The following is a 25602-nucleotide window of genomic DNA, read 5'->3' as shown; positions in this document are numbered from 1 at the left end:
CCAATCCGCTTAGCCGGGGTTTGCCATCTTCAGCATCGCGTGCAGCAGCACATTCGCCCCCGCTTCCAGGTCCTTCGGTTCCGCATTTTCCGCTTCATTGTGGCTCAACCCTTTTTCACAGGGCACAAAGATCATGCTAGTGGGCGCAACGCGGGAGATGTACACGGAGTCGTGCCCGGCGCCGGAGACCATTTCCTTGTTGCTGTAACCCAGCCCGGCCACTGAACTGCGCACGGCTTCCACGCACTGGTCATCAAACTTGACCGCGGGAGAGCGCCATTCGTCGCGGATCTGGTGCTCGAGGCCGATGTCGTCGGCCACGCGGGCGGCGATTTCGCGGAAGCGCTGATCCATGCTGTCGAGGATGTTTTGGTCCGGGTGGCGCAGGTCGACGGCGAGGACGAGTTTTTCGGGCACGGTGTTGCGGCTGCCCGGCTCGACGCGGATGTCGCCGAAGGTGGCGCGGGCCCAGGGGGCGTGCTCTTCGGCGAGTTTGTACAGTTCGTCGAGGATGCGGTGCAGGCCCATAAACGGATCGCGGCGGGTTTCCATGGGGCTGGGGCCGGCATGGCAGGGTTGGCCGATGAGGGTGAGGTCGTACCAGTACATGCCCTGTACGCCGCTCAGTACGCCGATGGTTTTTTCTTCGGCCTCCAGGATGGGGCCCTGCTCGATGTGTACTTCAAACGCGGCGGCGAGTGGGCGCGGCTTGGCGGGGAGCTCGCCTTTGTAGCCGATGCGCGCGAGTTCTTCGCCGAAAGTTTTGCCTTCTTTGTCGGTGCGGGCGTAGGCGTAGTCGAGGTTGAACTCGCCGCTCCAGACGCCGGAGCCGATCATGGCGGGGGAGAAGCGGGCGCCTTCTTCGTTGGTCCACACGGCCACTTCCAGCGGCGCTTCGGTTTCGATTCCAGCGTCGTTCAGACTGCGCACCACTTCGAGGCCGGCGAGTACGCCGAAAACCCCATCGAACTTGCCGCCGGTGGGCTGCGTGTCGAGGTGGGAGCCGGTGAGCACCGGGGGCAGATCGGGGTTGCGGCCCGGGCGCTGGGCAAAAACGTTGCCCATCTCGTCAACGGTTACGGTGCAGCCGGCGTCTTCGCACCACTGTACGAACAGGTCGCGGCCCTGCTTGTCGAGATCCGTCAGCGCCTGGCGGTTGCAGCCGCCTTTGTCAGTGGCGCCAATCTGCGCCATTTCCATCAGGGTGTTCCACAGGCGCTGGCCATTCACGCGCAGCTCGCTGGTGTCCATCATTGTATGGCCTCGCTGGTTATTGGTTTTTGCGCAATCGGGGATTTTCAGGCCCTTCAGATTCTAGGCCCAAATGAGGAGTTATTTTGACCGAGGGTGGCGTGCTCTTTTGCGGATTTGATTTGATAAGGCCATGGATTGTGCGGTCGGGCGCCTTTTGAGGTGCATAAAATTCCGCTTTTAACACAAGCCCGGTTGGCGGCCCGTTAAATCACGCGTCAAAAAAAATGTTACGCTTTCCGTGCTTCACAATAATGAACGGATGGGGACAGTGAATGAAACGGATTTTTCTTGGGGCAGCACTGACGCTTGCGGGGATGGCCATGCCCGCCTTTGCGAATTTCGACAAGGCGATGGAATCCTACACGGCCGGTAACTTCACTGAGGCCTATCGCAGCTTTGATGCGCTGGCGGCAATCGGGGATTACAGCTCCGCGTTTAACATCGGTGTCATGCACTACCGTGGCGAATACGTCGAGCAGGATCCTGTTGAGGGCTGGGCGTGGATGCAACTGGCGGCGTCGCAGTCCGGTTCCGAAGATATGATGCGCACCGCCGGAAAAATCTTTGCCGCGCTCGACTCCGATGGACAGAAGGCTGCCCAGCAGCGTTTGGATCAGCTTCTGCACACCCACGGCAAAGAAACTATCCTGGGTGACCTGAACCCGGTGATGCTATCGGATGAGGAGTGCGAGATAGAGCGCACTCCCATAGCCAAAACCCAGCCACGATACCCGACACACGAGCTGCGGCGCGGCCGGTTTGGCCGGGTGGTACTGGAGTACTCCGTGATGCCCGCGGGCCATGTGCGCGATGTTACCGTGGCCCAGTCCAGCGCGGACAGTTTTGCCAACGCCGCTGCCGAATCAGCGCTTTCTTACCGGTATGAGCCTGCTGCTGTCACTGAGCCCACCAGTGGGGTCAAGACTGCGGTGTCTTTCAACATTACTGGCCCGGTTAAAAATCAGCATCGCCTGGTTGCGGAGCTGAATGAATGGAAAGGTAAAGCCGAGGCCGGTGATGCGGTTGCCCAGTATGTATATGCCTACCGGCTGGGTGTGTTCCGCTCGTTTCGTCGGTTCATGAAAGGCGTCGATCTGGAGTATCAGGCGGCGAACAAGTGGTACCTGGAAGCAGCCCGCCAGGGTATACCCCAGGCCCAGTTTGAAATCGGCCGCAACATGGTCATGGGGCGTGGGTGCAAGGCCGATACTGAAAATGGGTTGAAGTGGATCACCGCCGCTGCAGCAGCGGGCGTACCGGAAGCACAGAATTATCTCGCCACCAGTGTTGGTGCTATTCCTGAGGCGGACCGTCGGGAGCATGCAATTCGATGGTTAAAAAATGCGGCATCAAACGGTCACTATTTTTCTGGTCTGTTGCTCGCATGGGAATTGGTCTCGGGCCCGGGCGCGCCTTCCGCGCAAGACCTCGCACTGGCATCCGACCTGGTTGCTGCGAAGCCGGTGAATTATTTTGACGAGGTCCGGATCCTGGAGACCAAAGCCGCTGTCGCTGCCGCGCAGGGAAGTTTCAAGACCGCACAGAAACTGCAAAAGCGGGCGATCAAAACTGCTGGCAAGCTGGAATGGGATCTGCGAGATGCCAACCATCGACAGGCTGCCTATCTGCGGGGCGAAAAATGGAGCGGTCCCTACTACTTCGACATTGAGCTCGCGCCAGGCTCGGTTCAGGTCGCCGCAGAGTAAAGACTCGGCGGCGACCGCGGACTACCCGCCGTCACAAATTATTCAGCGAGCTATTTGTTGGTGAGTTTCTATGAGCCGTTTTTCGGCTGAGCGTGGTGTACCGTGCCAATCCCACGCTAGAAGGTGCGCTATTGACTAAGGTTGCTGGGTCAATATCGCTTTTTGGGAATACACCATGTCGGTCAAAACGAACGCGTTAGGTTTGGTTGTGCTGGTGGCGCTCTTCACCGGTTGCTCCAAATCCACGGATGACGCCTCAGCGTCGGATACTGGCGGTAGCGTGATCGCCAGTGCGCAGGCACAACAGGCGACGGAGCAGCTCTCTGCCCACTCGGACTACACGTTTACAACGGAGCAGAAGGATGCTTCGGAATACACCCGCAAGCTGAACGAGGCGGTGTACGGCGAGCTGGATTTCGACGACAAGACGGCGCAGGAAAACGTCGAACGCGGGTTTATTGCACCGCTGCTGAACAATGGCGATATCGAGGGAGTTTACCCGGCCACCAAACTGAATTTCATGCAGGGAAAGAAAGCCCCGCCCGAGGTAAACCCGAGTCTGTGGCGGCATGCGCAGCTGGTGAACCGGGGTGGCCTGTTCAAGGTGATCGACCGCGTCTATCAGGTGCGCGGCCAGGCGCTGGTCAACCTCACCATTATCGAGGGTGACACCGGCATCATTCTGTACGATGTGGAATACACGCCGGCGACACTGGTCAAGTCGATTGAGCTGTACCAGCAAGAGCGCGGCAAGAAGCCGCTGAAGGGCGTCATTATCTCCCACAGTCACGCGGACCATTTTGGTGGCTTCAACGGCATTATCGATGCTGGGCTGGCGACCAAGGAAGATTTCACCAGTGGCAAGATTCCGCTGATTGCGCCAGAAGGGTTTGTTGAAGAGTCTGTCAGTGAAAACGTGATGGGCGGTAATATCATGGCGCGCCGCGCCGGTTACCAGTACGGCAATGTGTTACCCGCCGGCCCGAAGGGCAAAATTACCGCAGCGCTGGGTGCTGCCGTTGCCGATGGCCAGTCCGGGTTGCCGATACCGAACAAGACAATTTCCAAAGATGGTGAAAAAGTTACCATCGACGGTGTCGAGTTCGAGTTCTATGTCACGCCTCACGCCGAAGCACCCTCAGAAATGGTGTTTTACATTCCCCAGTGGAAGGCCATGTCGATGGCGGAGGAACTCAATCATCTGCAGCACAACATCTACACCTTGCGCGGGGCCAAGATCCGCGATGCCAGCCTTTGGGCCAGCTATCTCGCCGAAGCCGTGGCCCGCTGGGGCGATGAAGTAGAGGTCAATTTTGGCCCGCACACCTGGCCCGTATGGGGGAATGAAAATGTGGTGCGCTATCTGAAGGCGCAGCGCGATCTGTATCAGTCGATTTACAACACCGCCCTGCGCTATGCCAATTATGGCTACCGGCCGGACGACATTGCGGAATACGCGGCGCTACCGGATTCGGTATTCAAGCAGTGGTACAACCGCCCTTACTACGGCCATACCAAGAACAATCTTAAATCAACTTATGTACGCAATTTCGGCTGGTTTAACGGCAACCCGACCGAGTTGGCGAAATATCCGGATGCGGAGCGCGGCAAGCGTTATGTGAAGGCGATCGGTGGCGAAGAGCGTGTGCTGGCTCTCGCACTGGAGAGCTTCAAAGCTGGCGATTACCGTTTCACGGTGGATATCTTGAACAATGTGGTCGCGTACAATGGCAAGAATACCAACGTCAATCTGCTGATGGCAGATGCGTTTGAGCAGCTTGGCTATCAGGAAGAAAACACCTTATATCGCAACCTGTATTTATCTGGCGCATCTGAGCTGCGCGCCGGCGGCAATATCCCCAATAAACTGGGGACGGCTTCACCGGAAGTGCTTGGAGCGCTACCGCCCAGCTTGATGCTGACCTATCTGTCCATGCTGGTGGATCAGAAAAAGGCAGAGGGTGCCGGAAACTTCACCATCAATCTCAAGTTGAAAGGTGAGGGCGATTACGCGCTGGATATGAACAACGGGGTATTGACCAGTGTTGCCGATCACCAGACAAAAAATGCCGATGTAACGCTGGAAATTGCCAAGCTGGATCTGCTGGCGGCCATGTCAGGCAAGGCAAAACTGAAAGATTTACTGAGTGCCGACAAGGCGAGTATTACTGGCAACCAGGAGGTGCTCAGCAAGCTCACCAGCGTGATGGGCAGCAAGATGCGGAATGATATGAACCTGGTGCTACCGCTGCAGGATGCCAATAAAATCCAATAACCGATGAGGCTGCGGGCGCTTCACTCGCAGCCTTCGCCCGGTGGCCGTGACCAGGTTGCCGTGACCAGAAAGTGGCTACCGCCTGAGATACTCGTCTTTCAACTTTACATAGTTGCCGGCGGTGTAGGTGAAGAATTTTCGCTCCTTCTCTTTCAGTGGGCGCGCCTGCTTTGCCGGCGAGCCCACGTACAGGTAGCCACTCTCCAGTCGCTTTCCCGGTGGCACCAGCGCGCCGGCGGCGAGCACTACTTCGTCCTCGATCACCGCCCCATCCAGCACAATAGCGCCAATCCCGATCAATACCCGGCTGCCCACGGTACAGCCGTGCAGGCAGGCCTTGTGACCGATGGTCACGTCGTCGCCAATGGTCAGCGGCCAGCCGCCCTCATTGAAGTCGCTGGCGTGGGTGATGTGCAGCACAGAACCGTCCTGCACGCTGGTGCGGGCACCGATACGCACCCGGTGCATGTCGCCGCGGATCACGGTCATGGGCCACACGGAACAGTCGTCGCCGAGTTCCACATCGCCGATCACCGTGCTCTGGGGGTCGATATAGACCCGCTCACCGAGTTGCGGGCGGTGGCCGCGATGTTCGCGCAGGGTGTGCTGGGGTAATTCGGACATGGGTAAGGCTGACCTCCGGGCGTTCGAGCAGGGTGTTAGTGTGCAACGAGCGAGTGCAATCCACTAGAATAGTGGGCATATGTTAACCCGTCTTTGCGATCATCGCCCCGGTGCTGTTCGCCTCTCGACAAGGAATTCCGATGTCTCAACCCGCCTCCGCCAACCCGCTGTTGCGCGCTCCGCTGCTGCCCCCTTTCGATACCGTCAAACCGGCACACGCCGAGCCGGCAATCAGCAAACTTATCGCCAACTGTCGCGAACAGCTGGATTCTTGCCTGAAAAATGCGGGCAAAGAACCTACCTGGGAAGAGACCGTGGCGCCGCTGGAAGAGGCTCAGGACCAGTTAAGCAAGGCGTTTTCGCCGGTCTCGCACCTGAACAGCGTATTGAGCGGCAACTGGCGGGCGCCCTATGAGGCGTGTCTGGCCCAGGTGACCGAATACTGGACCGAGCTGGGCCAGAACCCGGAGCTGTATGCGGTGTACCGGGCGCTGGCGAAGTCGCCGGACTTCGCCAGCTGGCCTCAGGCGCGGCAGCAGGCAGTCCGCCACGGGCTGCGGGATATGCATCTGGGTGGCGTTAGCCTCGAGGGCGAGAAGCGCGAGCGATACGCCGCCATCAGCCAGCGCCTGGCGGAATTGAAGAGCACCTTTGCCAACAACGTGCTCGATGCAACCAATGCCTGGAGCCTCAACATTACCGAGGAAGCCGAGCTGCAGGGAATCCCGGAATCCGCGCTGGCTACTGCCAGTGCTCTGGCGGATGCCAGGGGCAAGGACGGCTGGCTGCTTACGCTCGACGGCCCCTGCTTCCTGGCGGTGATGACCCACGCGGAAAACCGCGAGCTGCGCCATAAAATGCACTATGCATTTATCACCCGCGCCTCCAATGTCGGTCCCAATGCGGGCGAGTTCGACAACGCCAACGTGATGGCGGAGATTCTGTCCCTGCGCGCGGAGCAGGCCCATTTACTCGGTATGAAAAATTACGCCGAGCGTTCCCTGGCCAGCAAGATGGCGGAATCCCCCGAGCATGTGGAGCGTTTCCTGCGGGATCTGGCCAAGCGCGCCAAGCCCGCTGCGGTACAGGAATTTACCGAGCTGCAGGCCTTTGCCGCCGATGAGCTGGGGCTCGACCAGCTGCAGCCCTGGGATGTGACCTGGGCTGCGGAGAAGCTGAAGCAGGCGCGCTATGCGGTCAGCCAGGAAGAGCTGCGACCATATTTTCCGTACCCGAAGGTGCTGTCGGGCCTTTTCGCGGTGGCAGAGAAACTGTTCGGCGTGACCGCCGAGCTGGATAGCTCGGTTCCCACCTATCACCCGGACGTCCACTTCTACTGGTTGAAACGCGCCGGCGAGCCGATAGCCGGCTTCTATCTCGACCCTTACGCGCGCGAAAACAAGCGCGGCGGTGCCTGGATGGATGACGCGCGAGTGCGCCGCCAGACCAGTGCAGGCCTGCAGCTGCCGGTGGCCTATCTGGTGTGTAATTTTTCGAGTCCAAGCAAAGACACACCGGCACTGTTGACCCATTACGAAGTCACCACGCTGTTCCACGAATTTGGCCACGGCCTGCACCATATGCTGACCCAGGTAGATGTGGCCGCGGTCTCTGGCATTAACGGTGTCGCTTGGGATGCGGTAGAGTTGCCCAGCCAGTTTCTGGAAAACTGGTGCTGGGAGCCGGAAGCGCTGGCGATGATTGCGGGTCACTACGAGACAGGCGAGCCGCTACCGCAGGCATTGCTGGAAAAAATGCTCGCGGCAAAAAACTTCCAGTCCGCCATGTTTACCATGCGCCAGCTGGAATTTGCCCTGTTTGATTTCCTGCTGCACTCACGCCCGGAGGGCGCCAATGCAGATGAGATCCAGCGCCTGATCAACGAGGTGCGGGCGCAGGTGTCGGTCGTGCCGGTGTCCCCGGACAACCGCTTCCAGAACAGTTTCAGCCACATCTTTGCTGGCGGTTACGCGGCTGGATACTACAGCTACAAATGGGCCGAAGTATTGAGTGCCGATGCATTTTCGCTATTTGAGGAGACGGGGATTTTTGATCCGGCCACCGGTAACCGCTTTCTCACCGCAGTGCTGGAGCAGGGGGGAAGCCGCGACGCGCAGGACCTGTTTGCAGAATTCCGCGGTCGCGCGCCCAAAATTGACGCGCTGCTGCGGCACTCGGGCATTGAATAGTCCGCTTATTAACGAGGTATATTTTGAGCGAAGAATTTGAAAAGCCCGTCAAGCGCCGGTTTATTGCCGGCGCGGTTTGTCCACGCTGCAGCGAAATGGACAAGATCGTCAATTACAAAATGGGCGATAAAAATTATCGTGAATGCGTTGCCTGTGGGTTTAAAGATGAAATTCGCCTACAGGCGACCGCACGGGAACTGGACACCCGCGTGAACAAGACAAAAGAAAGGGAAGTGGAAGAAACCGCGGTAAAAATACTGCAGCCGCCGGGCGATAAAAATTAACCTGTAAAATCGTGCTCCCTTGAAAAAAATTTATCCACTGGTCGCGCTGGCGATCGTCCTCACTATCGCTGCTTTTTACGGCCTGGATCACTATCGCGAAGTACGTGAAAAGCAGCACGCACTTACCGCGCACCTTATTACCCGCTGCGCCAACCAGGGCTTACTGTCTCTGTTTGCCTTACAGGCCAATGACTGGGCCAAAAATCCAGCGCAGTTAATGGCTGAGGTGGAGCACCTGGAGCAGCGGGTAGCGGCTCTGCCGGATGCTGTGTATGAGGGCAAACCCTTTGCGGACTGGCAGGGCGCGCTGGAGGTATGCGATCGACTGACAGTTAATTCCAATCGTCAGCACAAAACGATTTTCCGGCCGATGGCGGAAATGGCTAAAAAGCCACTGTGGAGCCTCGAAACCGCGAAAAGTGAACCGTTTCAAGAGCGGCGCAAGAGGGCCATCTATCGCACCAAGGTGGCTGCAGAGGCTGCCGACAGGTACCTTGATGACTTGCGTGCTGACATAAAACGTTTACTGGACGTGAGCAGGATATCGCCAGAAGCACGTGTGCTAACCGAGCAGAATTTGCAGGCGGCGATCTTTCAGAAATACCGCAAGGGTAGATTCAGCAAGCGGCGCGTACTCCAGTATCTGGAGCGGCAGGAAGCCTTTTATCAACTGCTCACTGACAACCCGAAGGGTTTTACCCTGCGCGGCGGCAGTCTGTATTTTTACAATAAGAAAATACACCGCGAGGCGGACGAGCTGAACCGTATGCTATTGCAAAGCGAGGTGGATTTTTTTGCTAACTGGCGTCAGATCGTCGAGCAGTAAGCGGCCGCGCACCCTCAGTGCGAAAGATCCATATGGTGTGGCAGGGAGGGCGCGCGCAAATCAATCTGCATATGACGTGCGAAGTCTGGCCACTCTCCCGGTGCGTCGTCGTAGCGTTGCTTGTGCAGAATCATCGATACCAGTCGCTTCGGGTCCAGCTCGGTAGGCTCAAAGCGGTGCAGTAAAACGTCCGCCAGGCTGTCGAGCTGGCAGGCCAGTGCTTCCCCCAGCAGTTCCCGCACCACCAGATTGGCCACCATGGGGTCCATCGGCAGCAGTGGTGTGCCGCATATCGGGTGCAGCGCATCGTTGATTTCTTCCATGGTACGGTGGGCCAGGTACGCCTCATCGAGAATCGAACCCAGGCCGTGCTCGTGCGGCTGTCGCTCGGGAATCTCACTGAAACTGTGCAGGATCAGCTCGCGCACGGGAACAAAGTTCAGGCCGCCTGCATGGCACAGTTCATCCAGGCGCTTCAGCCACGACGGGATCGCCTGGATATACCGAATGACAAAACAGGTGATGTGCAGCGGGGCATCCCGTTGCGGCAAATGAATACTTCGATGAAGGCTTGGCAGGGTGTCGTGCAGGGAACGTCGAAACCTGCCACGGGCCTGTTCGGCGGTGACGGCGCGATCAATGCACTGCTGGATCAGTTGATAATGGTCAGGCATACATCAAAACAAAAACGACGAAACCGCCTCCCCGTTTCATTGTCTGCGGGCCCCCCGCTGGCTCCTGTGCGGAACTCTGCTCAAGAGAAAGACAAGACTGCTTAACGTTGGAAGAGGACTCGCTAGCGTAGCTCCAATGACATCCAATGGTTGTTCTTAGTGTAGTTATAAAAGTAGACCATCAATCCGCAAGAACGTGCGCCAAACCACAAAAATAAGCTAAACCAGATGCCATCGTTGCCCCAGTGGCGGGTAAGCCACCAGCAAGGTAAAAACACCATCACAGTGGCGATGATCATCGTGTCACGCATTTGCCGGCTTTTGCCCGCGCCAATGAAAACGCCGTCCAACTGATAGCTCCAAACCGCCACCAGCGGCAGTGCGCACAGCCAGGTGTAGTACTCCAGAGATGCGGATAAAACCGCGGGAATATTGGTGAACAGCGGCAATATCCAGTGTTCTCCGCCGATTAGCAGTAAAGTGATCAGCACCGCAGACGTCAGCGCCCAGGTGCCGGCCGCCGCGTTGGTGCGCACAAACTGCGCCATCGACCGGCGACCCACCGCACGCCCTACCAGTGACTCGGTGGCATGGGCGAAACCGTCCAGCGCGTAGGAAGTCATCATCAGCAATTGCAGCAGTATGGCGTTGGCCGCCAGCACCGTATCCCCCTGAGCAGCCCCCTGTGCAGTGAAAAATGTCAGCGTGAACAGCAGCAGGCAGGTGCGCACAAACAAATCCGCATTGATGTGCAGCAGTTCGCGCCAGGGCGCTGCATTGCGCCAAGGCCAGAAATTCGACTCAAGCAGCACCCGCCGTATTTGCGTGACCGCCGGCTGATGGCGTTTGCCCATTAGCCACAGACCCATAGCGAAGCCGCAAACATCCGCGCACACCGAGGCCCAGGCCGCGCCTTGTGCCCCCATTCCCAGCCCGAGGATCAGCAGCAGGTCGAGGACGATGTTCAGCAGGTTGGCGGTGACCAGGATTGCCAGCGGCGCGCGACTGTCCAGGCGGCCGATGAAGAAACCCAGCAGGGCGAAGTTGGCCAGCGCCAGCGGCGCACTCAGCAGGCGGATTTGCAGGTAAGCGTGGGCGTGGGGGCTGGCCTCGGCGCTGGCGTTCATCCACTGCACGATGACCGGCAACAGTGGCGACGCCAGCAACAACAGCAGCGACCCCAGTACCCCCGCCAGGCAAAGCGCGCGCAACAGCCAGGCCGCTCCGTCGGCGTCGTCATTGGCGCGCGCCACCAGCCCAGTGGTGCCCATCCGCAGAAAGCCGAAGGCCCACAGCAGCATGGAAATCACACTGGCGCCGATCGCAACACCGGAAAGATATTCCGGACTCGACAAATGGCCGAGCACAGCGGTGTCTACCGCACCCAGCAGCGGCACGGTGATGTTGCTCAGAATCATGGGCCAGGCCAGTTGCCACACACGCACACAGGGAGCGCGAAAACGGCGGGAAATGGCACCAGGGCGCACCGGTGAATTTTTCATGTAAGTTGGCGATTTAATTGACTTTGTTCTGGCAATGTGTTTCTTTTGAAAACGCTAGATGCGACAAAAGACACAGGTTGTTGGTTGTACCTTCCGGGCGACGACATCTGAAGTAAAAAATAACAAGTTGCACTGTCAGCAGTATCGCGCAGTCGAGGTCCTCGCCCGGTGTGCGAACAGTGTATGTAGTCTTGGTTTACTACAGCATGTCCACATCATGATGTGTGGAATATAACCCGATCCCAGGATCGGGGCAGACTCCAGTCCTCCGAACAGCCAGCCGCTGTTACAGGGTTTCGCTAGTTTGTGGTTTGCAGCGCCGCGACCGCCCACGGGTTTTTCCTGTGTGGGTGGCAGCAGCCATGCGACCGCGGAAAAGCGGCCCGCGAGAATAACAAACATGGAGATCTGCAGGCGATGTTGATGGGCTTAAAACGGCTGTTCGCCTTCCTGACCCTCACGGTTCTCGCTCCCGGTGCGCTCGCTCAAGAAGCGGCAGAAAAAGCACAGGAGGGCGTTCAGCGTTGGGGGGTCAATATGACCCAGGGGGTTACCGAAGTTTCCCGTACCACTTACGAATTGCACATGCTGATTTTCTGGATCTGCGTGGCAATCGGCGTGGTGGTGTTTAGCGTGATGTTCTACAGCATGTGGCGTCATCGCAAAAGCAAGGGTTACAAGGCTGCACAATTTCACGAGAGTACGCTGGTGGAACTGGCGTGGACCATAGTACCCACCCTGATTCTGGTGGGCATGGCGATACCCGCCACCAAAACCCTGTACGATATCTACGACACCAAGGACGCCGATCTCGATATTATGATCACCGGCTACCAGTGGAAGTGGAAATACGACTACCTGGGTTCCGATGTCTCCTTCTTCTCCAATCTCGCCACCCCCGCCTCGCAAATCAACAACCAGCAACCCAAGAGCGATAACTACCTGCTGGAAGTTGACGAGCCGATGGTGGTGCCGATCAACAAGAAAATTCGCTTCCTGATTACCGCCAATGACGTTATCCACGCGTGGTGGGTGCCGGACCTGGCAGTGAAAAAAGATGCGATCCCTGGATTCGTCAACGAATCGTGGACGCGTATCGATGAGCCCGGCATCTACCGCGGTCAGTGCGCCGAGCTATGTGGCAAGGATCACGGCTTTATGCCGATCGTGGTCAAGGCGGTACCGGAAGATGAATATCACTCCTGGTTGAGCAAGCGCGCCGAGCAGGCGGCCCTGATCAAGGAGCTCACCAACAAAACCTTCACCTTCGACGAGCTCTACGAGCGTGGCAAAAACGTGTACAACCGCGCATGCGCGGCCTGTCACCTTCCCGGTGGTCAGGGTGTGCCCGGCACCTTCCCGGCTATTGCCGGCTCCAAAGTCGCTACCGGCGGTATGGATGGCCACTTGAGTATGGTGGTGAACGGCTCGCCCAATAATCCTGCCATGCAGGCCTTCGGTGCACAGTTGAATGAAGTGGATCTCGCTGCGGTAATTACCTACCAGCGCAATGCCTTCGGCAACAACATGGGCGACACCGTGCAGCCCATCGACATTCTCAATTTCAAGAATAAGTAAGCAGGAGCCGAGAGGAGTTTAGATATGGCACACGGTCCCAAACCCGGTTTTACCCGCTGGCTCTACACCACTAACCACAAGGACATCGGCTCGATGTACCTGTGGTTCAGTTTTGCGATGTTCCTGCTTGGCGGTTGTATGGCGCTGGTTATTCGCGCCGAATTGTTCCAGCCCGGCCTGCAGATTGTGCAGCCGGCCTTCTTCAACCAGATGACCACCATGCATGGCCTGATCATGGTGTTCGGTGCGGTGATGCCCGCCTTTGTGGGGCTCGCCAACTGGATGGTACCGATGATGATCGGCGCCCCGGACATGGCGCTGCCGCGCATGAACAACTGGAGTTTCTGGATTCTGCCATTCGCCTTTGCGATGTTGGTTTCCACCCTGTTCATGGAAGGGGGTGCACCGGATTTCGGTTGGACCTTCTACGCACCACTCTCCACTGAGTACGCGCCACCCAGCGTGACCTTCTTTATCTTTGCAGTGCACATCATGGGTGCGTCTTCCATCATGGGGGCGATCAATATCGTGGCCACCATTTTGAATATGCGTGCTCCCGGTATGACGCTGATGAAGATGCCGCTGTTCGTGTGGACCTGGTTGATCACCGCGTATCTGCTGATTGCGGTGATGCCGGTACTCGCCGGTGTGGTGACCATGATGTTGATGGACATTCACTTCGGTACCAGCTTCTTCAGTGCTGCCGGTGGTGGTGACCCGGTCCTGTTCCAGCATGTGTTCTGGTTCTTCGGTCACCCTGAGGTGTACATCATGATCCTGCCGGCCTTCGGCATTGTGTCGGCGATCATTCCCACCTTCGCGCGCAAGCCGCTGTTTGGTTACAGCTCCATGGTGTACGCCACCGCGTCGATCGCCTTCCTCAGCTTTATCGTATGGGCGCACCACATGTTTACCGTGGGTATGCCGATTGCCGGTGAGCTGTTCTTCATGTACGCCACTATGCTGATTGCTGTGCCCACCGGGGTGAAGGTGTTCAACTGGGTAACCACCATGTTCCGCGGGTCGATGACCTTCGAAACCCCCATGCTGTTTTCCATTGCCTTCGTGATCCTGTTTACCCTGGGTGGTTTCTCCGGCCTGATGCTCGCCATCGCACCGGCGGACTTCCAGTATCACGATACCTACTTTGTGGTGGCGCACTTCCACTACGTACTGGTGCCCGGGGCCATCTTCTCGATCACCGCGGGTGTGTATTACTGGTTGCCGAAGTGGACCGGCAACATGTACAACGAGACCATGGGTAAAGTGCATTTCTGGATGGCGTTTGTCGGCCTGAATGTGACCTTCTTCCCCATGCACTTCGTCGGCCTTGCCGGCATGCCGCGCCGTATTCCCGATTACGCGCTGCAGTTTGCCGATTTCAACCAGATCGCCAGTGTGGGCGCTTTCCTGTTCGGCGCGGCGCAAATCGTGTTCCTGTTCAACGTGATTCGCACCGTGAAGGGCGGCAAAAAAGCCACCGACGAGGTCTGGGAAAACCCGGAAGGACTGGAGTGGAGCGTGCCATCACCGGCGCCCTACCACACTTTCAGCACGCCACCGGTCGTGCGCTGATTACGTGAGCAGGTAATGCCCATGTCCATGAGTGCCAATGCAAAAACCACCGTCAAGATGCTGACCCTCGCGGTCAGCATGCTCGGCTTTGCCTTGTTCATCATGCCGCCGCTCTACGACGCTTTCTGTGAGGTCACCGGGCTCAACGGGAAAACCGGTGGCCGCTATGAGGCGGTGCCGGCGGCGGTGGACACGGAGCGCAGGGTAAAAGTGCAGTTTGTTGCCAGCAACAATGAAAACATGCCCTGGGAATTCAAGCCCGACACGGTGGAAATCTATGTGCATCCCGGTGAGGCGGTGGACACCGTGTTCCATGCACGCAATCCCACCGACGCTGACATGATCGGCCAGGCAATTCCCAGCGTGGTGCCATTCAAGGCGGCGAGCTATTTCCACAAGACCGAGTGTTTCTGCTTTAACCAGCAGGCGCTCGCTGCCGGAGAAACGGCCGAACTGGGGCTGCGCTTTATCGTCGACCCGGATCTGCCTGCCGGTGTAAACACCATTACGCTTTCCTACACGCTGTTTGATGTCACGGAAAGAATTGCCAAACAAGCGAACAACAAAAATACCGACTCCGAGCGAGAGGGATAAAAAACTATGGCCACCGAAAGCAGCTACTATGTTCCCGAGCAGTCCCGGCTGCCTATCTTCGCCACCATCGGCATCTTCCTGACGGCCTTCGGTGCCGCCAATTGGATCAATGGCGGTAGCTCCTATATTTTCTTTGCCGGCGCACTATCCATGGCCACGGTGCTGTGGTTCTGGTTTGCGGCGGTGATCCGGGAAAACATGCAGGGGCTCAACAGCGACCAGCTCAAGCGCTCCTATGTGTGGGGTATGGGCTGGTTTATTTTCTCTGAAGTGATGTTCTTCGCGGCGTTCTTTGGTGCGCTGTATTACATTCGCACCTTCACCCTGCCTTGGCTGGGCGGTGAGGGCGACCGCGGCTCCTCCAACATGTTGTGGGAGGGCTTCCAGAACACCTGGCCATTGATGGTGACCCCGGAGCAGGCTGTGGCCGGCGATGCGGCGAAAGTGGTTGGCCCCAAGGGTATTATCGACCCCTGGCACCTGCCGCTGCTGAACACCGTGTTACTGCTGGCTTCCAGCGTGACCGTGCATATTGCCCATGTGTATCTGAAGAAGGGCAAGCGCCAGGGGTTCAATCTGTGGCTGGGTGCCACCGTTGTGCTGGGCTTTACCTTCCTGTTTTTCCAGGTAGAGGAATATCTCGAAGCCTATCAGCAACTGGGATTAACACTCGAATCCGGCATCTACGGCACTACCTTCTTTATGCTGACCGGTTTCCACGGCGCGCACGTTACGCTGGGAACCATCATGTTGCTGATTATGCTGCTGCGCTCGGTCATTGCCCATCATTTCAAGCCCGACGACCACTTTGGTTTTGAGGCGGCGAGCTGGTACTGGCACTTTGTCGATGTGGTTTGGGTAGGCCTGTTTATCTTTGTTTACGTGCTGGGTGCGTAAACCTGCATGCAAATGGTGGATGGGAACCAGCCCATCCACCATGACCATTGCTCAGTATCGATTGGCCCAGGGCGCGGTGTTGGAGAGTACCCCACTGTGGAAGCCATACCAGATGGCCACAAGCAGCAGGGCCGCCAGTGAAATACGGACTCCGAGTGCATAGAGCGTACGCTTTGACTCGGGCGCACCCATGTCGCGCAGAAGGAAAAGCAGGGCGCTGGTCAGACTGGCCAGCACGGCGAGAAACAGCAACACGATTATTGCTTTTAGCCACATAATTAACCGCCATTTATAGAAGTATTGTTGGCATGACTGTTCCGATCAGATCGTCGCAGAAAGACGATAACGCAGTATCCACCGTGACCGGAATATCCTCCACGGAAGCGAGCGAACCACCGCGCGCAGCCAGTGTAGCATTTATCCGCAGCTGGACTCTCAGTGCCCTGTGCCTGTTATTTTTTCCTTTGCTGATTGGGCTCGGCAATTGGCAGCTCCACCGCGCCGAAGAAAAGCAGCAGATTTTGCAGCAAGTAAACACTCGCCTCTCCTCGCAGCCGGTAGCGGTCGCCGACCTTGAATCCCTGGAAATCTTTACCCCGGTTCGTTTGCTCGGGGTCTACACCGACGAATATCTGTATCTCGATAATCGAACGCGCAATGGGCGTGTGGGTTATGAGGTGTTACAGGCATTTGAGGTCAGCGCAAATGCTGGGGACGCGAAGGCCGGGCAAAGATCCCGCTGGCTCATCAATCGCGGCTGGCTCGCTGCCGGGGCGGATCGCAATCAGCTACCGGAAGTGCGTTACCCCCTGGCCGCCAAGGTGGTGACCGGGTTTCTGTATCCAAGCGCGGAAAGCGATACGGTGGGTGCACGCCCACCCGCAAAACCGGGTGACGAGCACGTCCGTATCCAGTCCATGGATACGGGGCTGGGCCGGCAACTGGGACTGCAGCATCCCCAGTGGCATGTGCGACTCGGGGCAGACTCAGACACGGCGCTGGTGACCGACTGGCAATTGATCACCACAAACCCGCAAAAGCACCGAGGCTACGCCGTGCAGTGGTTCATGATGGCCGCTGCACTGCTGATCATGTGGTTATTGGCGGCGACCAGAACGCGGGAAATTGTGCGAGAAAAGTGGTTTAAAAATTCGCCAGAACAGACATAATCAACGAATAACAATAACGAGCCACCCGATCTCGGTCTCCCGGCAAGTCCGGCGGGGCTCCGGGTACACGGCGGCGCAGTAGTGAGGTTAGATCGTGGCAGAGAATATCCAAACCGAACATTCCACCAACGGTGGCGAGGGCGTTAACCAGCGCCCGACAAGCGGTCCCAGCCGCCTGGCGGGTTTCACGGTATTTGCGTCGGTGGCGCTGCCCATCCTGGCCGCCTATGTGGTGTTCTACACCGGCATTGGCATGCCTTCCAGTACCGTCAATCAGGGTGAACTGTTGAAGCCGGCCCAGCAGGTGGCCGAGCTCGACCTGATCGAGCGCGATGGCCAGCGGATCAATCTGTCTGATGCGGAGCCCAGGTGGCGCTACCTGATCGTTGCGGACGAGAAGTGCGCAGGCGAATGCGAAAAGCTGCTGTATACCACCCGTCAGGTCCACATCCGCCTCGCCGAAAAAGCGTCCCGCGTCGAGCGTTTGCTGGTGACCGGCGAGCCGCTCACTGAACTGCGCCATGGGGAACTGGCCGGGCAGCACCCTTTGTTGCGTTTTTCCTCCGTAGACATGCAGCAGGTTGACCAGTGGCTGGCGGATAGCGATCACGCGCAACTGGTGCGGCCGAGTGTGTTGCTGGTGGATCAGAACGGGTTCGCCATGATGGTTTACGACAACCGGCATACCGGCAACCAGATACTCAAAGATATCAAGCGACTGCTGAAGTACTCCTACGAAAAATAGAGGTCGCGATCGGGGTAGCTATCCAGGTCAACACGGCCGCTACCCGGATCAAAAAGGCCCCCTGTGAATTTAGCCTCAGGAGAGAGCAAAATGGATGTGGAATCCGACATCACCGAATTGCGAAAAAATTACAAAAAAGACTGGCGCTTTCGCCTGGCCCTGATCGGCACCGGCCTGGCACTGGTGGTCATCGTGCTCGGCGCCTTCACCCGCCTGACTCATGCGGGATTAGGGTGCCCGGACTGGCCCGGCTGCTATGGACATCTGCTGTGGCCGAATGAGGGCCACGAAATTGCTGCCGCCAACCTGGCATTCCCGGATACCCCGGTAGAAACCGATAAAACCTGGCCGGAAATGGTGCATCGCTATTTCGCCGGTATGCTGCTGCTATTGGTGGCCGGTCTCACGGTAATGTTCTGGCGCCGCCGTGGGCATCGCGGATTTATCCAGAGCCACATTTTACTGGGGCTGATCGTACTGCAGGCTGCGTTTGGCATGTGGACGGTGACGCTCAAGCTGTGGCCGCAAGTGGTGACTGCACATTTGCTGGGCGGGATGGCCACAGTCTCGTTACTGTGGATGCTGGTTGAACGGCTGCGCTATCGCAAACGCGTGATCCCTCCACACGAATTCACCGCATTGCAAAAATTGCGTCCACTTGCGATCGCGGCGGTCGTCGCAGTGGGTATACAGATCACCCTCGGTGGCTGGACCAGTGCCAATTATGCGGCTCTCGCCTGTCCGGATTTCCCCACCTGCCACAACCAGTGGTGGCCACAAACGGACTTCGCCCAGGGATTCAATGTGGCTCAACAGATCGGGCCGAACTATCTGGGTGGCGCTCTGGAAGGTGACGCGCGCACGGCTATTCATATGACACACCGTATCGGCGCAATCGTGGTCACGCTACTGGTAAGCCTGCTTTGCCTGCTCGCCTGGTGTGCAGGATCGCGTCGTTGGGCGCAGGGATTGTTCGCTGTGTTGTGCTTGCAAGTGGGGCTCGGAATTGCGAACGTGGTGATGTCGCTGCCGCTGTCGATCGCGGTGGCACACAATGCGGGCGCGGCACTGTTACTGTTGAGCCTGCTGACCTTCTGTTATCGAATCAATACCGTGCAGGCAGCGAACAGGAGTTTTGCATAACGGGTAAATTATCTTTTCGAGAGGATAGAGTCGTACCTCTGGTTAAATACAAAGGAGCACGCCGGATCACACCACGTGACCGGCCTCGCAGAAAGGCCAAGGGATTGGGCCAATTATAAAAATGCTATCAAGGTGGTAACCATGAGTATCCAGGCAGTTAATGTTCAGCGCGCCGGCTGGCGCGATTACTACGAACTCACCAAACCGCGGGTGGTGATGTTGATGATTCTCACCTCCGTGATCGGCATGCTGCTGGCCGTACCGGGAATGGTGCCACTGGATATTCTGATACTGGGTAACCTCGGTATCGCCCTGTGTGCTGGCGGTGCCGCCGCGGTGAATCACCTGGTGGACCGTCATGTCGATATCAAGATGGCGCGTACCACTAACCGTCCGGTGGCGCGGGGGCGGGTTGAACCGCAGAAAGCGCTGGTCTTTGCGCTCGTTCTCGGGTGCAGCGGAATGGCGATTTTGCTCGCGTTTGTGAACCCACTGACCGCCTGGCTGACCTTGCTGTCGCTGTTGGGCTATGCCGTTGTCTACACCATGTTTCTGAAGCGTGCGACACCACAGAACATTGTGATCGGTGGTCTCGCCGGTGCGGCGCCACCTCTGCTGGGTTGGGTCGCGGTCACTGGCGAAATGCACGGCCACGGGTTACTGCTTGCGCTGATCATCTTCGCCTGGACGCCACCCCATTTCTGGGCGCTGGCGGTGCATCGCCGTGACGATTACGCCAAGGCAGAAATTCCCATGCTGCCCATCACCCACGGTGTGCGTTACACCAAAGTCCATATACTTCTTTACACCATCATCCTGTTTGCGGTGAGCCTGCTTCCGTTTGCGACGGCCATGCTCGGCTGGATGTATTTGTTGGGCGCTGTCGTACTGGGGATTGGTTTCCTTTACTGGGCCATTGAAATGCTGCGGGACAAAAACCCGAAAGCGGGGATGGAAACTTTTAAATACTCCATCATCTACCTGATGGCACTGTTCTGTATCATGCTGCTGGATCACTATCTGGTGGCGCTGCCGACAAGTGGGGCCTGAACATGAGCGAGAATGTCCAGCAGACCGGGGAGCAGAAACGCGGAATTTATCTTACCGTTGCGATCATGGTGTTGTTCATGGTTGCGGTGTTGCTCGGCTTCTTAAATAAATTGAGTCAGCCGCGGGTGATTACCGATGCCGAGCTGCGTGCCAATGGTGCGATCAAGCTGGAGCGGCCGCGCATACTTGACGAGTTCGAGCTGCTTGCGGATACCGGTGATGCGTTCAAAACAACCGAGCTTGCGGGCCGCTGGACCCTGGTATTTTTCGGCTTTACACATTGTCCAGATGTTTGCCCCACCACGCTTGCGACGCTGAATAATTTCTACCAGACACTGGATGAGGAAACGCAGGAAGATACGGATATTTTGCTGGTTTCGGTCGATCCACAGCGGGATAAACCCGAACAGCTGCACAGCTATGTCCGCTACTTCAATCCCGACTTCTATGGGGTTACCGGCGAATTTCTCAACCTGAAACGCTTTGCCAACCAGCTGAATGTCCCGTTCAACAAGGTGCCTCTGGACGACGGTAATTACACCGTGGATCACGGCTCCCAGGTTGTATTGATCAATCCTCGCGGACATTATCACGGATTTTTCAAGGCGCCGTTGGACCCGGCAAAAATGAAGCTCACCTATCGATCCATGCGCGCCACGTATAACGGATAGCGCGCACTTCTTCACTGAAATGGATTTCAGCAGGCGCTAAGATGGCGCCTGCTCTCGTTTGATGAACCCGAAAATGGATTTTCTATGTTTTCACTCAATGTTCACGACGGCACGCCAGTGATTCGTGCTGCGACACCCTTCGACACGAAATCGCTCTGGCTGCCGGCGTCGCTTCTGTGTTTGCTGGCAATACCGTTCGGCTGGATCGGCGTCTTTGCGCCGGCGATCTGGCTCGGGCTGGTCGCCATGGAAAATGCCAGGCGCTGGAAGCGCGCCGTGAGTTTTGTGATCACCGGTGCACTGATGCTGGTGGTCAACAGTGGCCTGGTTCCCGGGAATGACCACATCACCGTGCTGGCACCCTATACCGATGCCGAAGGCAATGTGATCTATGCGAGCTTACGCCCGGCCAAGGCGATCATCGCGCTCACGGTGGTGGTTTTCATGTTGTTTCGTCCGCAACCCCTGAGGCGCGCGGACCTGCCGGTAATCGCCGCGGCAGTCGCGGTACCGGTGTTATTGGGCGCGCTACTGCTCGGTGTCTCTCCCAAACTGAATGCCACCATTGCCATTGCTGCACTGATCAACCTGCTGGTGGTGTGCATTGCGGAAGAGGGGTTCTTTCGCTGGGTGATGCAGCGCGGCCTGGGTGAGTGGCTCACCGGTAAATGGCGCTGGCTTCCGACACTTCTCGTCGCCGCGCTATTTACCACCTTGCACACCGGCTGGGCAGCGACGCCAGCACTCATGGCTCTGGTGGGTGTGGCCGGGCTCGGTTATGCCCTGGTGTGGCAACTGCGCGGCAGCTTCTGGGCCTGTGTGTTTACCCACTGGGGGGTAAACCTGCTGCACATGACCCTGTTGCGGTACCCAGTGTAAGGCCTGACTAAAACAAAGACACATTGTGGACAATCTTATGAAAAGATCTGTATTGGTTATCAGCTTGCTATTGGGCGCATGTTCATCTGATGAAAATGTTCAATATGACGTCTTGGCTGAAGAGCTGGCCCAACGACTACTTATCGTGGATACACACCTCGATGTGCCATACCGAATAGATGAAGCAAAAAGGGAAAGTGGTGAAATTGACGTTGGGGCATCGACCGCGGATGGTGATTTCGATTATCCAAGAGCCAAGTCGGGCGGCCTCAACACTCCCTTCATGTCTATTTATGTCCCGGCGGAAACTGAGCAGGGTGGTACTTCTAGGGAGGTGGCTCTCTCGCTCATCTCCCATGTGGAAACGATGGTGGAACAGCATCCGGATAAGTTTGCCATACCGTACAGCGTGGATGAAATGATGCAGCAAGTCGCGGATGGTTTGCTATCTCTGCCACTAGGAATGGAAAACGGAGCGCCGTTAGAGGGGGACCTGAATAATCTCAGGTATTTTGCACAGCGGGGAGTTCGTTATATCACACTTACACACGCAAAAAGCAACCATATCTCAGATTCATCCTATGACGAAAATCGGCAGTGGAAAGGTCTAAGTGAATTTGGCAAAAATTTGATACCGGCCATGAATCGCGAAGGCGTTATGGTCGATGTTTCTCATATATCTGATGAGGCTTTCTGGCAGGTTATGGAAATTAGCAGGGTGCCGGTCATTGCTTCACATTCTTCCGCGCGCTCTTTCACCCCCGGATTTGAGCGCAACATGAGCGACGAGATGATCGTTGCTCTCGCAGATCAGGGTGGGTTGATAATGATCAATTTCGGCTCTACTTTCGTAAGCCAGAAATCCCGAGTCTCCTACGACGCTATCAAGCTGGCCGTTGAAGAATACGCTCAGGAAAATTCGCTAGCGCAAGACAGCGAACAGCTAAATGCTTACAGGGATAGGATATTCAAGGAACGTTTTGTTTATGCCGATATAAACGATGTGCTGGATCATTTTGATCACGTACGAGATCTAGTAGGTATTAATCATCTTGGTATCGGTTCTGATTTTGACGGTGTCGGAGATAGTCTACCGGCTGGACTGAAAAGCGTTGTCGACTATCCAAATCTGATAGCCGGATTGCTAGAACGGGACTACAGCGAAGTGGAAATTGAGAAGATTCTGGGGGGGAACTTATTGCGGGTATGGCGGGAAGTCGAAGCCTTCGCGGAGACTCCCGGAGAGATCGTCACTGACGATGTTTAAAACTCTTCAACAGCATTCGCTATGTGCCTTATTTCGCAGCAGTACTAGTTAACCCAATTGACTAAACGACTCACCTGATATTGCTTGCTCTGGTTGGCGCTCAAGGAGAAAGAGGCATAGCGAGTGTGCCATAGATGCGACAGTTTCTGGGCGTGTCTCTTTACCCACTGGGGATGAACCTGCTGCACATGATTCTGTAGTGATACCCCGTCTAAAGGCTCCAGGCCCGTCGACAAAACCATCCCGGGGCGGCTTTTTGATTGTCGCCCTCCTTTCCCCGCCCAATTCGCCCGTTTTCGACTTCCGTACCTATTGAGCCCGAGCCTGAGCCCGAGCCTGAGCCGGCGCGCGCTGCCATGTGCTAGTCGGTCGGCCTTGAGCTAGGCTGAAACTAGGCGGAATGACGCTGAGGATGTTGCAGGAGTTTAGGGTGCAAGCTGCGATACAAACGGACGGGCATGGGCGCTAAGCGACGCTGGCTGGGCTATTTGGGGCTCGCCCTGGTTCTGCCGTGGGTTGTCTGGTGCCTGCTGGGGCTGCTGGGTGTGGTGCCCTCACTGGTTACCGTGTTTGGTATCCCCGGTTTGCGTATTCCAGCGTCTGTTGCCATTGCCGGCCTGTTGATAGCCGCTCTCGGCTTCTACCACGACTGACCATTCCCCGGACACGGAGGCGCCAATGTTCCAGCTCTCGGACTTGTTTATCTTTCTCGCCGTTGCGATAGCCTTTGCGCTGTCGGGTTACCTCTGGTTCAACGGGTACCGCGAGCAGGGTGTATTCACCGCCATCTGGGTACCGTCGATTTTGTGCTTCGGTATCTACGCCAAGGTTTCCGCACTACTGGCAAAACGGCAGTGACATGTCAGACACTCTGATTCTTTATGTTGGGATTGCCGTATTCACACTCATGCTGATCGGCATTGGGCTCACCGTATACGGGTTTCACCGCGCCGGCAGTGAGCGGGTGCGCCCGTCGCGTCACACTGGGCGGAAGCGAGAGTAACCGGCGGGCGAGCGGCTCAGGTGGTTGCCGGGCGTAGCTGGCAAAGCACGAACAACCCACCGGCCGCCAGCACAATGGAAGGTCCGGCGGGGCTGTTCCAGAGCACCGATGCGGTAAGCCCGAGCAGTACGGCGATACACCCGATTAACGAAGCGAAGCCCGCCATCTGTTCCGGCGTTGTGGAAATGCGCCGCGCCGCGGCGGCGGGAATGATCAGCAGCGCGGTGATCAACAGTACACCCACCACCTTCATGGCGATGGCGATCAGCAGCGCCAGCATCAGCATCAGTGCCAGTCGGATCCACTCCACCCGCACGCCCTCCACCGCGGCCAGCTCCTCATGCAGGGTGAACGCGAGCAGTTTGGGCCACAGCAGCAGCAACAACAGACCAATCACCAGTGCCGCCAATGCCATCAGCACCAGGTCCTGGGCGGATACCGCCAGCAGGTCACCCAGCAGCAGTGACAACAAATCGACGTTGATTTCCAGCAGGCTGACGGTGACGATCCCCAACGCCAGCATGGAATGTGACAGGATACCCAGCAAGGTGTCGACGGAAAGGTTCTGGCGTCGCTGAAAATTCACCAGCAGCAGCGCCAGCAGACAGCTACTGACCCCCACGGCGAGCGTGGGCTGAATATGCAGGACGAAGCCGAGGGTAACCCCCAGCAGCGCCGAGTGGGCGAGGGTATCGCCAAAGTACGCCATCCGTCGCCATACGGCGAAACAGCCCAGGGGGCCGCTGACCACCGCGACCAGCAAACCCGCAGCGAGGGCGTACCAGAGAAAGGTGCTGTGTAAAAGCTGGGACAAATCGTTCACTGGTGGTTACCGCTGCCGGAGGTGTTCGAGCTGGAAGGGGGCGGGGTGACCGCATGGGCGTGGTCGTGTGTGCAGTGCTCGTCCACCACCTCGCCACTGAGATCGTGATGGTGGTTGTGGTGATGGGTATACAGGGCGAGCTTGTCGCCGAACATTTCCAGGTACACCGGGTCCTTGCTGACCTGTTCCGGGTGGCCATGACAACAGATGTGCTGATTGAGACACAACACCCGGTCGGTCGCGGCCATCACCAGGTGCAGGTCGTGGGACACCAGCAGCACGCCGCAGCGAAGCTCGTCGCGCAGCTGCGCGATGAGCTGGTACACCTCACTCTGGCCCCCGACATCGACACCCTGGGTGGGCTCATCGAGCACCAGCAGTTGCGGCCGCCGCGCCGCCGCCCGTGCCAATAGTACCCGCTGCATCTCGCCACCGGATAAATCCGCGAGCCGTGCGGATGCCAGGTGAGGCGCCGCAACTCGCGCCAGCGCTTTCTCCACCGGTACGCCTTCAATACCCAGCTGCAGGAATCGTCCCACGGTCATCGGCATGGTGGCATCAATTTGCAGGCGCTGGGGCATATAGCCCAGGCGGAGGCCCGGGATTCGCTCCACGGTGCCACTGGTGGGCTTGCTGAGCCCGAGCAGCAGGCGCAACAGGGTCGTCTTGCCGGCACCATTGGGGCCGATTACGGTGACGATTTCCGCCGGCTCTAATGCTAGCGAAATATCGTGCAGCAGCTGCCGGCCCGCGATTTCCAGACCGAGGTTGTGGGCGCGGATGAGCGGGGCAGAAGAGCTCAGGAGATACTCCAAATCGGCTGACAGATGGGTTGTAATGGGCGGATACGGCTGGCGAGTGTAAGCCGGGTGTG

General features: G+C 57.5%; 25 protein-coding genes. 18 read left to right on the top strand and 7 right to left on the bottom strand.

The annotated features are described in order from the left end of the window. Positions 1-9 precede the first annotated feature (9 nt). On the bottom strand, positions 10-1254 hold the full coding sequence (locus tag JF535_RS01540; RefSeq protein WP_206998260.1) for a Zn-dependent hydrolase: 1245 nt from the start codon (positions 1252-1254) through the stop codon (positions 10-12). A 272-nt stretch (positions 1255-1526) separates the two neighbouring features. On the opposite strand from JF535_RS01540, the gene JF535_RS01535 reads away from it, so the two are divergent. Further along, positions 1527-2960, top strand: coding sequence for a TonB family protein (locus JF535_RS01535; RefSeq protein ID WP_206998258.1), 1434 nt, complete (start codon positions 1527-1529; stop codon positions 2958-2960). Positions 2961-3135: 175 nt separating this feature from the next. Further along, positions 3136-5235 (top strand): alkyl/aryl-sulfatase, encoded by a 2100-nt coding sequence (locus JF535_RS01530; protein WP_206998257.1) that lies wholly within the window; start codon positions 3136-3138, stop codon positions 5233-5235. Positions 5236-5310: 75 nt separating this feature from the next. On the opposite strand, the gene JF535_RS01525 is transcribed toward JF535_RS01530, so the two are convergent. Then, positions 5311-5859, bottom strand: coding sequence for a gamma carbonic anhydrase family protein (locus JF535_RS01525; RefSeq protein ID WP_206998255.1), 549 nt, complete (start codon positions 5857-5859; stop codon positions 5311-5313). A 140-nt stretch (positions 5860-5999) separates the two neighbouring features. Here JF535_RS01525 and JF535_RS01520 point away from each other — a divergent pair, with 140 nt between their 5' ends. The 3 genes from JF535_RS01520 to JF535_RS01510 are packed head-to-tail and all read left to right on the top strand — an operon-like array spanning position 6000 to position 9158. After that, the gene (locus tag JF535_RS01520) at positions 6000-8048 is read left to right on the top strand and encodes a M3 family metallopeptidase (RefSeq protein ID WP_206998253.1); all 2049 of its coding nucleotides are present in this window, start codon (positions 6000-6002) and stop codon (positions 8046-8048) included. A 23-nt stretch (positions 8049-8071) separates the two neighbouring features. After that, on the top strand, positions 8072-8332 hold the full coding sequence (locus JF535_RS01515; RefSeq protein ID WP_206998251.1) for a YheV family putative zinc ribbon protein: 261 nt from the start codon (positions 8072-8074) through the stop codon (positions 8330-8332). Positions 8333-8351: 19 nt separating this feature from the next. Then, positions 8352-9158 (top strand): hypothetical protein, encoded by an 807-nt coding sequence (locus tag JF535_RS01510; protein ID WP_206998249.1) that lies wholly within the window; start codon positions 8352-8354, stop codon positions 9156-9158. Positions 9159-9172: 14 nt separating this feature from the next. On the opposite strand, the gene JF535_RS01505 is transcribed toward JF535_RS01510, so the two are convergent. Together JF535_RS01505 and JF535_RS01500 are read right to left on the bottom strand one after the other, a co-directional pair. Next, a complete protein-coding gene (locus tag JF535_RS01505; RefSeq protein ID WP_206998247.1) occupies positions 9173-9832 on the bottom strand; it encodes a hypothetical protein in 660 nt (219 codons plus the stop codon). 122 nt (positions 9833-9954) lie between these two features. Continuing rightward, a complete protein-coding gene (locus tag JF535_RS01500; RefSeq protein WP_242523551.1) occupies positions 9955-11334 on the bottom strand; it encodes an MATE family efflux transporter in 1380 nt (459 codons plus the stop codon). Positions 11335-11751: 417 nt separating this feature from the next. Between JF535_RS01500 and coxB the strand changes: the two genes are divergently transcribed. The 4 genes from coxB to JF535_RS01480 are packed head-to-tail and all read left to right on the top strand — an operon-like array spanning position 11752 to position 15978. Next, positions 11752-12912, top strand: coding sequence for a cytochrome c oxidase subunit II (gene coxB, locus JF535_RS01495; protein WP_206998245.1), 1161 nt, complete (start codon positions 11752-11754; stop codon positions 12910-12912). A gap of 24 nt (positions 12913-12936) precedes the next feature. Next, on the top strand, positions 12937-14487 hold the full coding sequence (ctaD, locus tag JF535_RS01490) for a cytochrome c oxidase subunit I (protein WP_206998238.1): 1551 nt from the start codon (positions 12937-12939) through the stop codon (positions 14485-14487). A 21-nt stretch (positions 14488-14508) separates the two neighbouring features. Further along, positions 14509-15081, top strand: a complete 573-nt coding sequence (locus JF535_RS01485) for a cytochrome c oxidase assembly protein (RefSeq protein ID WP_066959672.1) — start codon at positions 14509-14511, stop codon at positions 15079-15081. Positions 15082-15087: 6 nt separating this feature from the next. Then, on the top strand, positions 15088-15978 hold the full coding sequence (locus JF535_RS01480) for a cytochrome c oxidase subunit 3 (protein WP_206998235.1): 891 nt from the start codon (positions 15088-15090) through the stop codon (positions 15976-15978). A 51-nt stretch (positions 15979-16029) separates the two neighbouring features. Here JF535_RS01480 and JF535_RS01475 read toward each other — a convergent pair whose 3' ends face one another. After that, entirely contained in the window at positions 16030-16254 is a 225-nt protein-coding gene (locus tag JF535_RS01475; RefSeq protein ID WP_066959668.1) for a DUF2909 domain-containing protein, read from the bottom strand. 32 nt (positions 16255-16286) lie between these two features. On the opposite strand from JF535_RS01475, the gene JF535_RS01470 reads away from it, so the two are divergent. From JF535_RS01470 to JF535_RS01430, 9 genes are all read left to right on the top strand, one after another. Beyond that, positions 16287-17147, top strand: a complete 861-nt coding sequence (locus tag JF535_RS01470; RefSeq protein ID WP_206998232.1) for an SURF1 family protein — start codon at positions 16287-16289, stop codon at positions 17145-17147. Positions 17148-17241: 94 nt separating this feature from the next. Continuing rightward, entirely contained in the window at positions 17242-17892 is a 651-nt protein-coding gene (locus JF535_RS01465) for a hypothetical protein (protein ID WP_206998230.1), read from the top strand. 90 nt (positions 17893-17982) lie between these two features. Then, positions 17983-19035, top strand: a complete 1053-nt coding sequence (locus JF535_RS01460) for a COX15/CtaA family protein (protein ID WP_206998228.1) — start codon at positions 17983-17985, stop codon at positions 19033-19035. 141 nt (positions 19036-19176) lie between these two features. After that, positions 19177-20085 (top strand): heme o synthase, encoded by a 909-nt coding sequence (gene cyoE / locus JF535_RS01455; protein ID WP_206998226.1) that lies wholly within the window; start codon positions 19177-19179, stop codon positions 20083-20085. Positions 20086-20087: 2 nt separating this feature from the next. Then, positions 20088-20756: an SCO family protein gene (locus tag JF535_RS01450; protein WP_206998224.1), complete on the top strand. Its 669-nt coding sequence runs from the start codon at positions 20088-20090 to the stop codon at positions 20754-20756. Between the two features lie 84 nt (positions 20757-20840). Then, on the top strand, positions 20841-21635 hold the full coding sequence (locus JF535_RS01445; RefSeq protein WP_206998222.1) for a CPBP family intramembrane glutamic endopeptidase: 795 nt from the start codon (positions 20841-20843) through the stop codon (positions 21633-21635). 37 nt (positions 21636-21672) lie between these two features. Beyond that, a complete protein-coding gene (locus JF535_RS01440) occupies positions 21673-22902 on the top strand; it encodes a dipeptidase (protein ID WP_206998220.1) in 1230 nt (409 codons plus the stop codon). A gap of 458 nt (positions 22903-23360) precedes the next feature. After that, complete coding sequence (locus tag JF535_RS01435; RefSeq protein ID WP_206998218.1) at positions 23361-23555, top strand: hypothetical protein; 195 nt, start codon at positions 23361-23363, stop codon at positions 23553-23555. Between the two features lie 25 nt (positions 23556-23580). After that, on the top strand, positions 23581-23760 hold the full coding sequence (locus JF535_RS01430) for a hypothetical protein (protein WP_066959654.1): 180 nt from the start codon (positions 23581-23583) through the stop codon (positions 23758-23760). Positions 23761-23921: 161 nt separating this feature from the next. Here the strand turns inward: JF535_RS01430 and JF535_RS01425 are convergent, their stop codons facing one another. Both JF535_RS01425 and znuC read right to left on the bottom strand, forming a co-directional pair. Then, complete coding sequence (locus tag JF535_RS01425; RefSeq protein WP_206998216.1) at positions 23922-24728, bottom strand: iron chelate uptake ABC transporter family permease subunit; 807 nt, start codon at positions 24726-24728, stop codon at positions 23922-23924. Further along, positions 24725-25543, bottom strand: a complete 819-nt coding sequence (gene znuC / locus JF535_RS01420; protein WP_242523550.1) for a zinc ABC transporter ATP-binding protein ZnuC — start codon at positions 25541-25543, stop codon at positions 24725-24727. The genes JF535_RS01425 and znuC overlap by 4 nt, the downstream gene beginning before the upstream one ends. Between the last annotated feature and the right edge of the window lie 59 nt (positions 25544-25602).

The sequence above is a fragment of the Microbulbifer salipaludis genome (assembly GCF_017303155.1).
GTDB lineage: Bacteria > Pseudomonadota > Gammaproteobacteria > Pseudomonadales > Cellvibrionaceae > Microbulbifer > Microbulbifer salipaludis.
This window is presented reverse-complemented; position numbering and strand designations above follow the sequence as displayed.

Coding starts and splice junctions, on each gene's coding strand:
- ctaD (WP_206998238.1), top strand. CDS start 12,937: ATGGCACACGGTCCCAAACCCGGTTTTACCCGCTGGCTCTACACCACT.
- JF535_RS01500 (WP_242523551.1), bottom strand. CDS start 11,334: ATGAAAAATTCACCGGTGCGCCCTGGTGCCATTTCCCGCCGTTTTCGC.
- JF535_RS01485 (WP_066959672.1), top strand. CDS start 14,509: ATGTCCATGAGTGCCAATGCAAAAACCACCGTCAAGATGCTGACCCTC.
- JF535_RS01525 (WP_206998255.1), bottom strand. CDS start 5,859: ATGTCCGAATTACCCCAGCACACCCTGCGCGAACATCGCGGCCACCGC.
- JF535_RS01480 (WP_206998235.1), top strand. CDS start 15,088: ATGGCCACCGAAAGCAGCTACTATGTTCCCGAGCAGTCCCGGCTGCCT.
- JF535_RS01540 (WP_206998260.1), bottom strand. CDS start 1,254: ATGATGGACACCAGCGAGCTGCGCGTGAATGGCCAGCGCCTGTGGAAC.
- JF535_RS01470 (WP_206998232.1), top strand. CDS start 16,287: ATGACTGTTCCGATCAGATCGTCGCAGAAAGACGATAACGCAGTATCC.
- JF535_RS01530 (WP_206998257.1), top strand. CDS start 3,136: ATGTCGGTCAAAACGAACGCGTTAGGTTTGGTTGTGCTGGTGGCGCTC.
- JF535_RS01475 (WP_066959668.1), bottom strand. CDS start 16,254: ATGTGGCTAAAAGCAATAATCGTGTTGCTGTTTCTCGCCGTGCTGGCC.
- JF535_RS01430 (WP_066959654.1), top strand. CDS start 23,581: ATGTTCCAGCTCTCGGACTTGTTTATCTTTCTCGCCGTTGCGATAGCC.
- JF535_RS01445 (WP_206998222.1), top strand. CDS start 20,841: ATGTTTTCACTCAATGTTCACGACGGCACGCCAGTGATTCGTGCTGCG.
- coxB (WP_206998245.1), top strand. CDS start 11,752: ATGTTGATGGGCTTAAAACGGCTGTTCGCCTTCCTGACCCTCACGGTT.
- JF535_RS01460 (WP_206998228.1), top strand. CDS start 17,983: ATGGATGTGGAATCCGACATCACCGAATTGCGAAAAAATTACAAAAAA.
- JF535_RS01505 (WP_206998247.1), bottom strand. CDS start 9,832: ATGCCTGACCATTATCAACTGATCCAGCAGTGCATTGATCGCGCCGTC.
- JF535_RS01440 (WP_206998220.1), top strand. CDS start 21,673: ATGAAAAGATCTGTATTGGTTATCAGCTTGCTATTGGGCGCATGTTCA.
- cyoE (WP_206998226.1), top strand. CDS start 19,177: ATGAGTATCCAGGCAGTTAATGTTCAGCGCGCCGGCTGGCGCGATTAC.
- JF535_RS01450 (WP_206998224.1), top strand. CDS start 20,088: ATGAGCGAGAATGTCCAGCAGACCGGGGAGCAGAAACGCGGAATTTAT.
- JF535_RS01535 (WP_206998258.1), top strand. CDS start 1,527: ATGAAACGGATTTTTCTTGGGGCAGCACTGACGCTTGCGGGGATGGCC.
- JF535_RS01435 (WP_206998218.1), top strand. CDS start 23,361: ATGGGCGCTAAGCGACGCTGGCTGGGCTATTTGGGGCTCGCCCTGGTT.
- JF535_RS01520 (WP_206998253.1), top strand. CDS start 6,000: ATGTCTCAACCCGCCTCCGCCAACCCGCTGTTGCGCGCTCCGCTGCTG.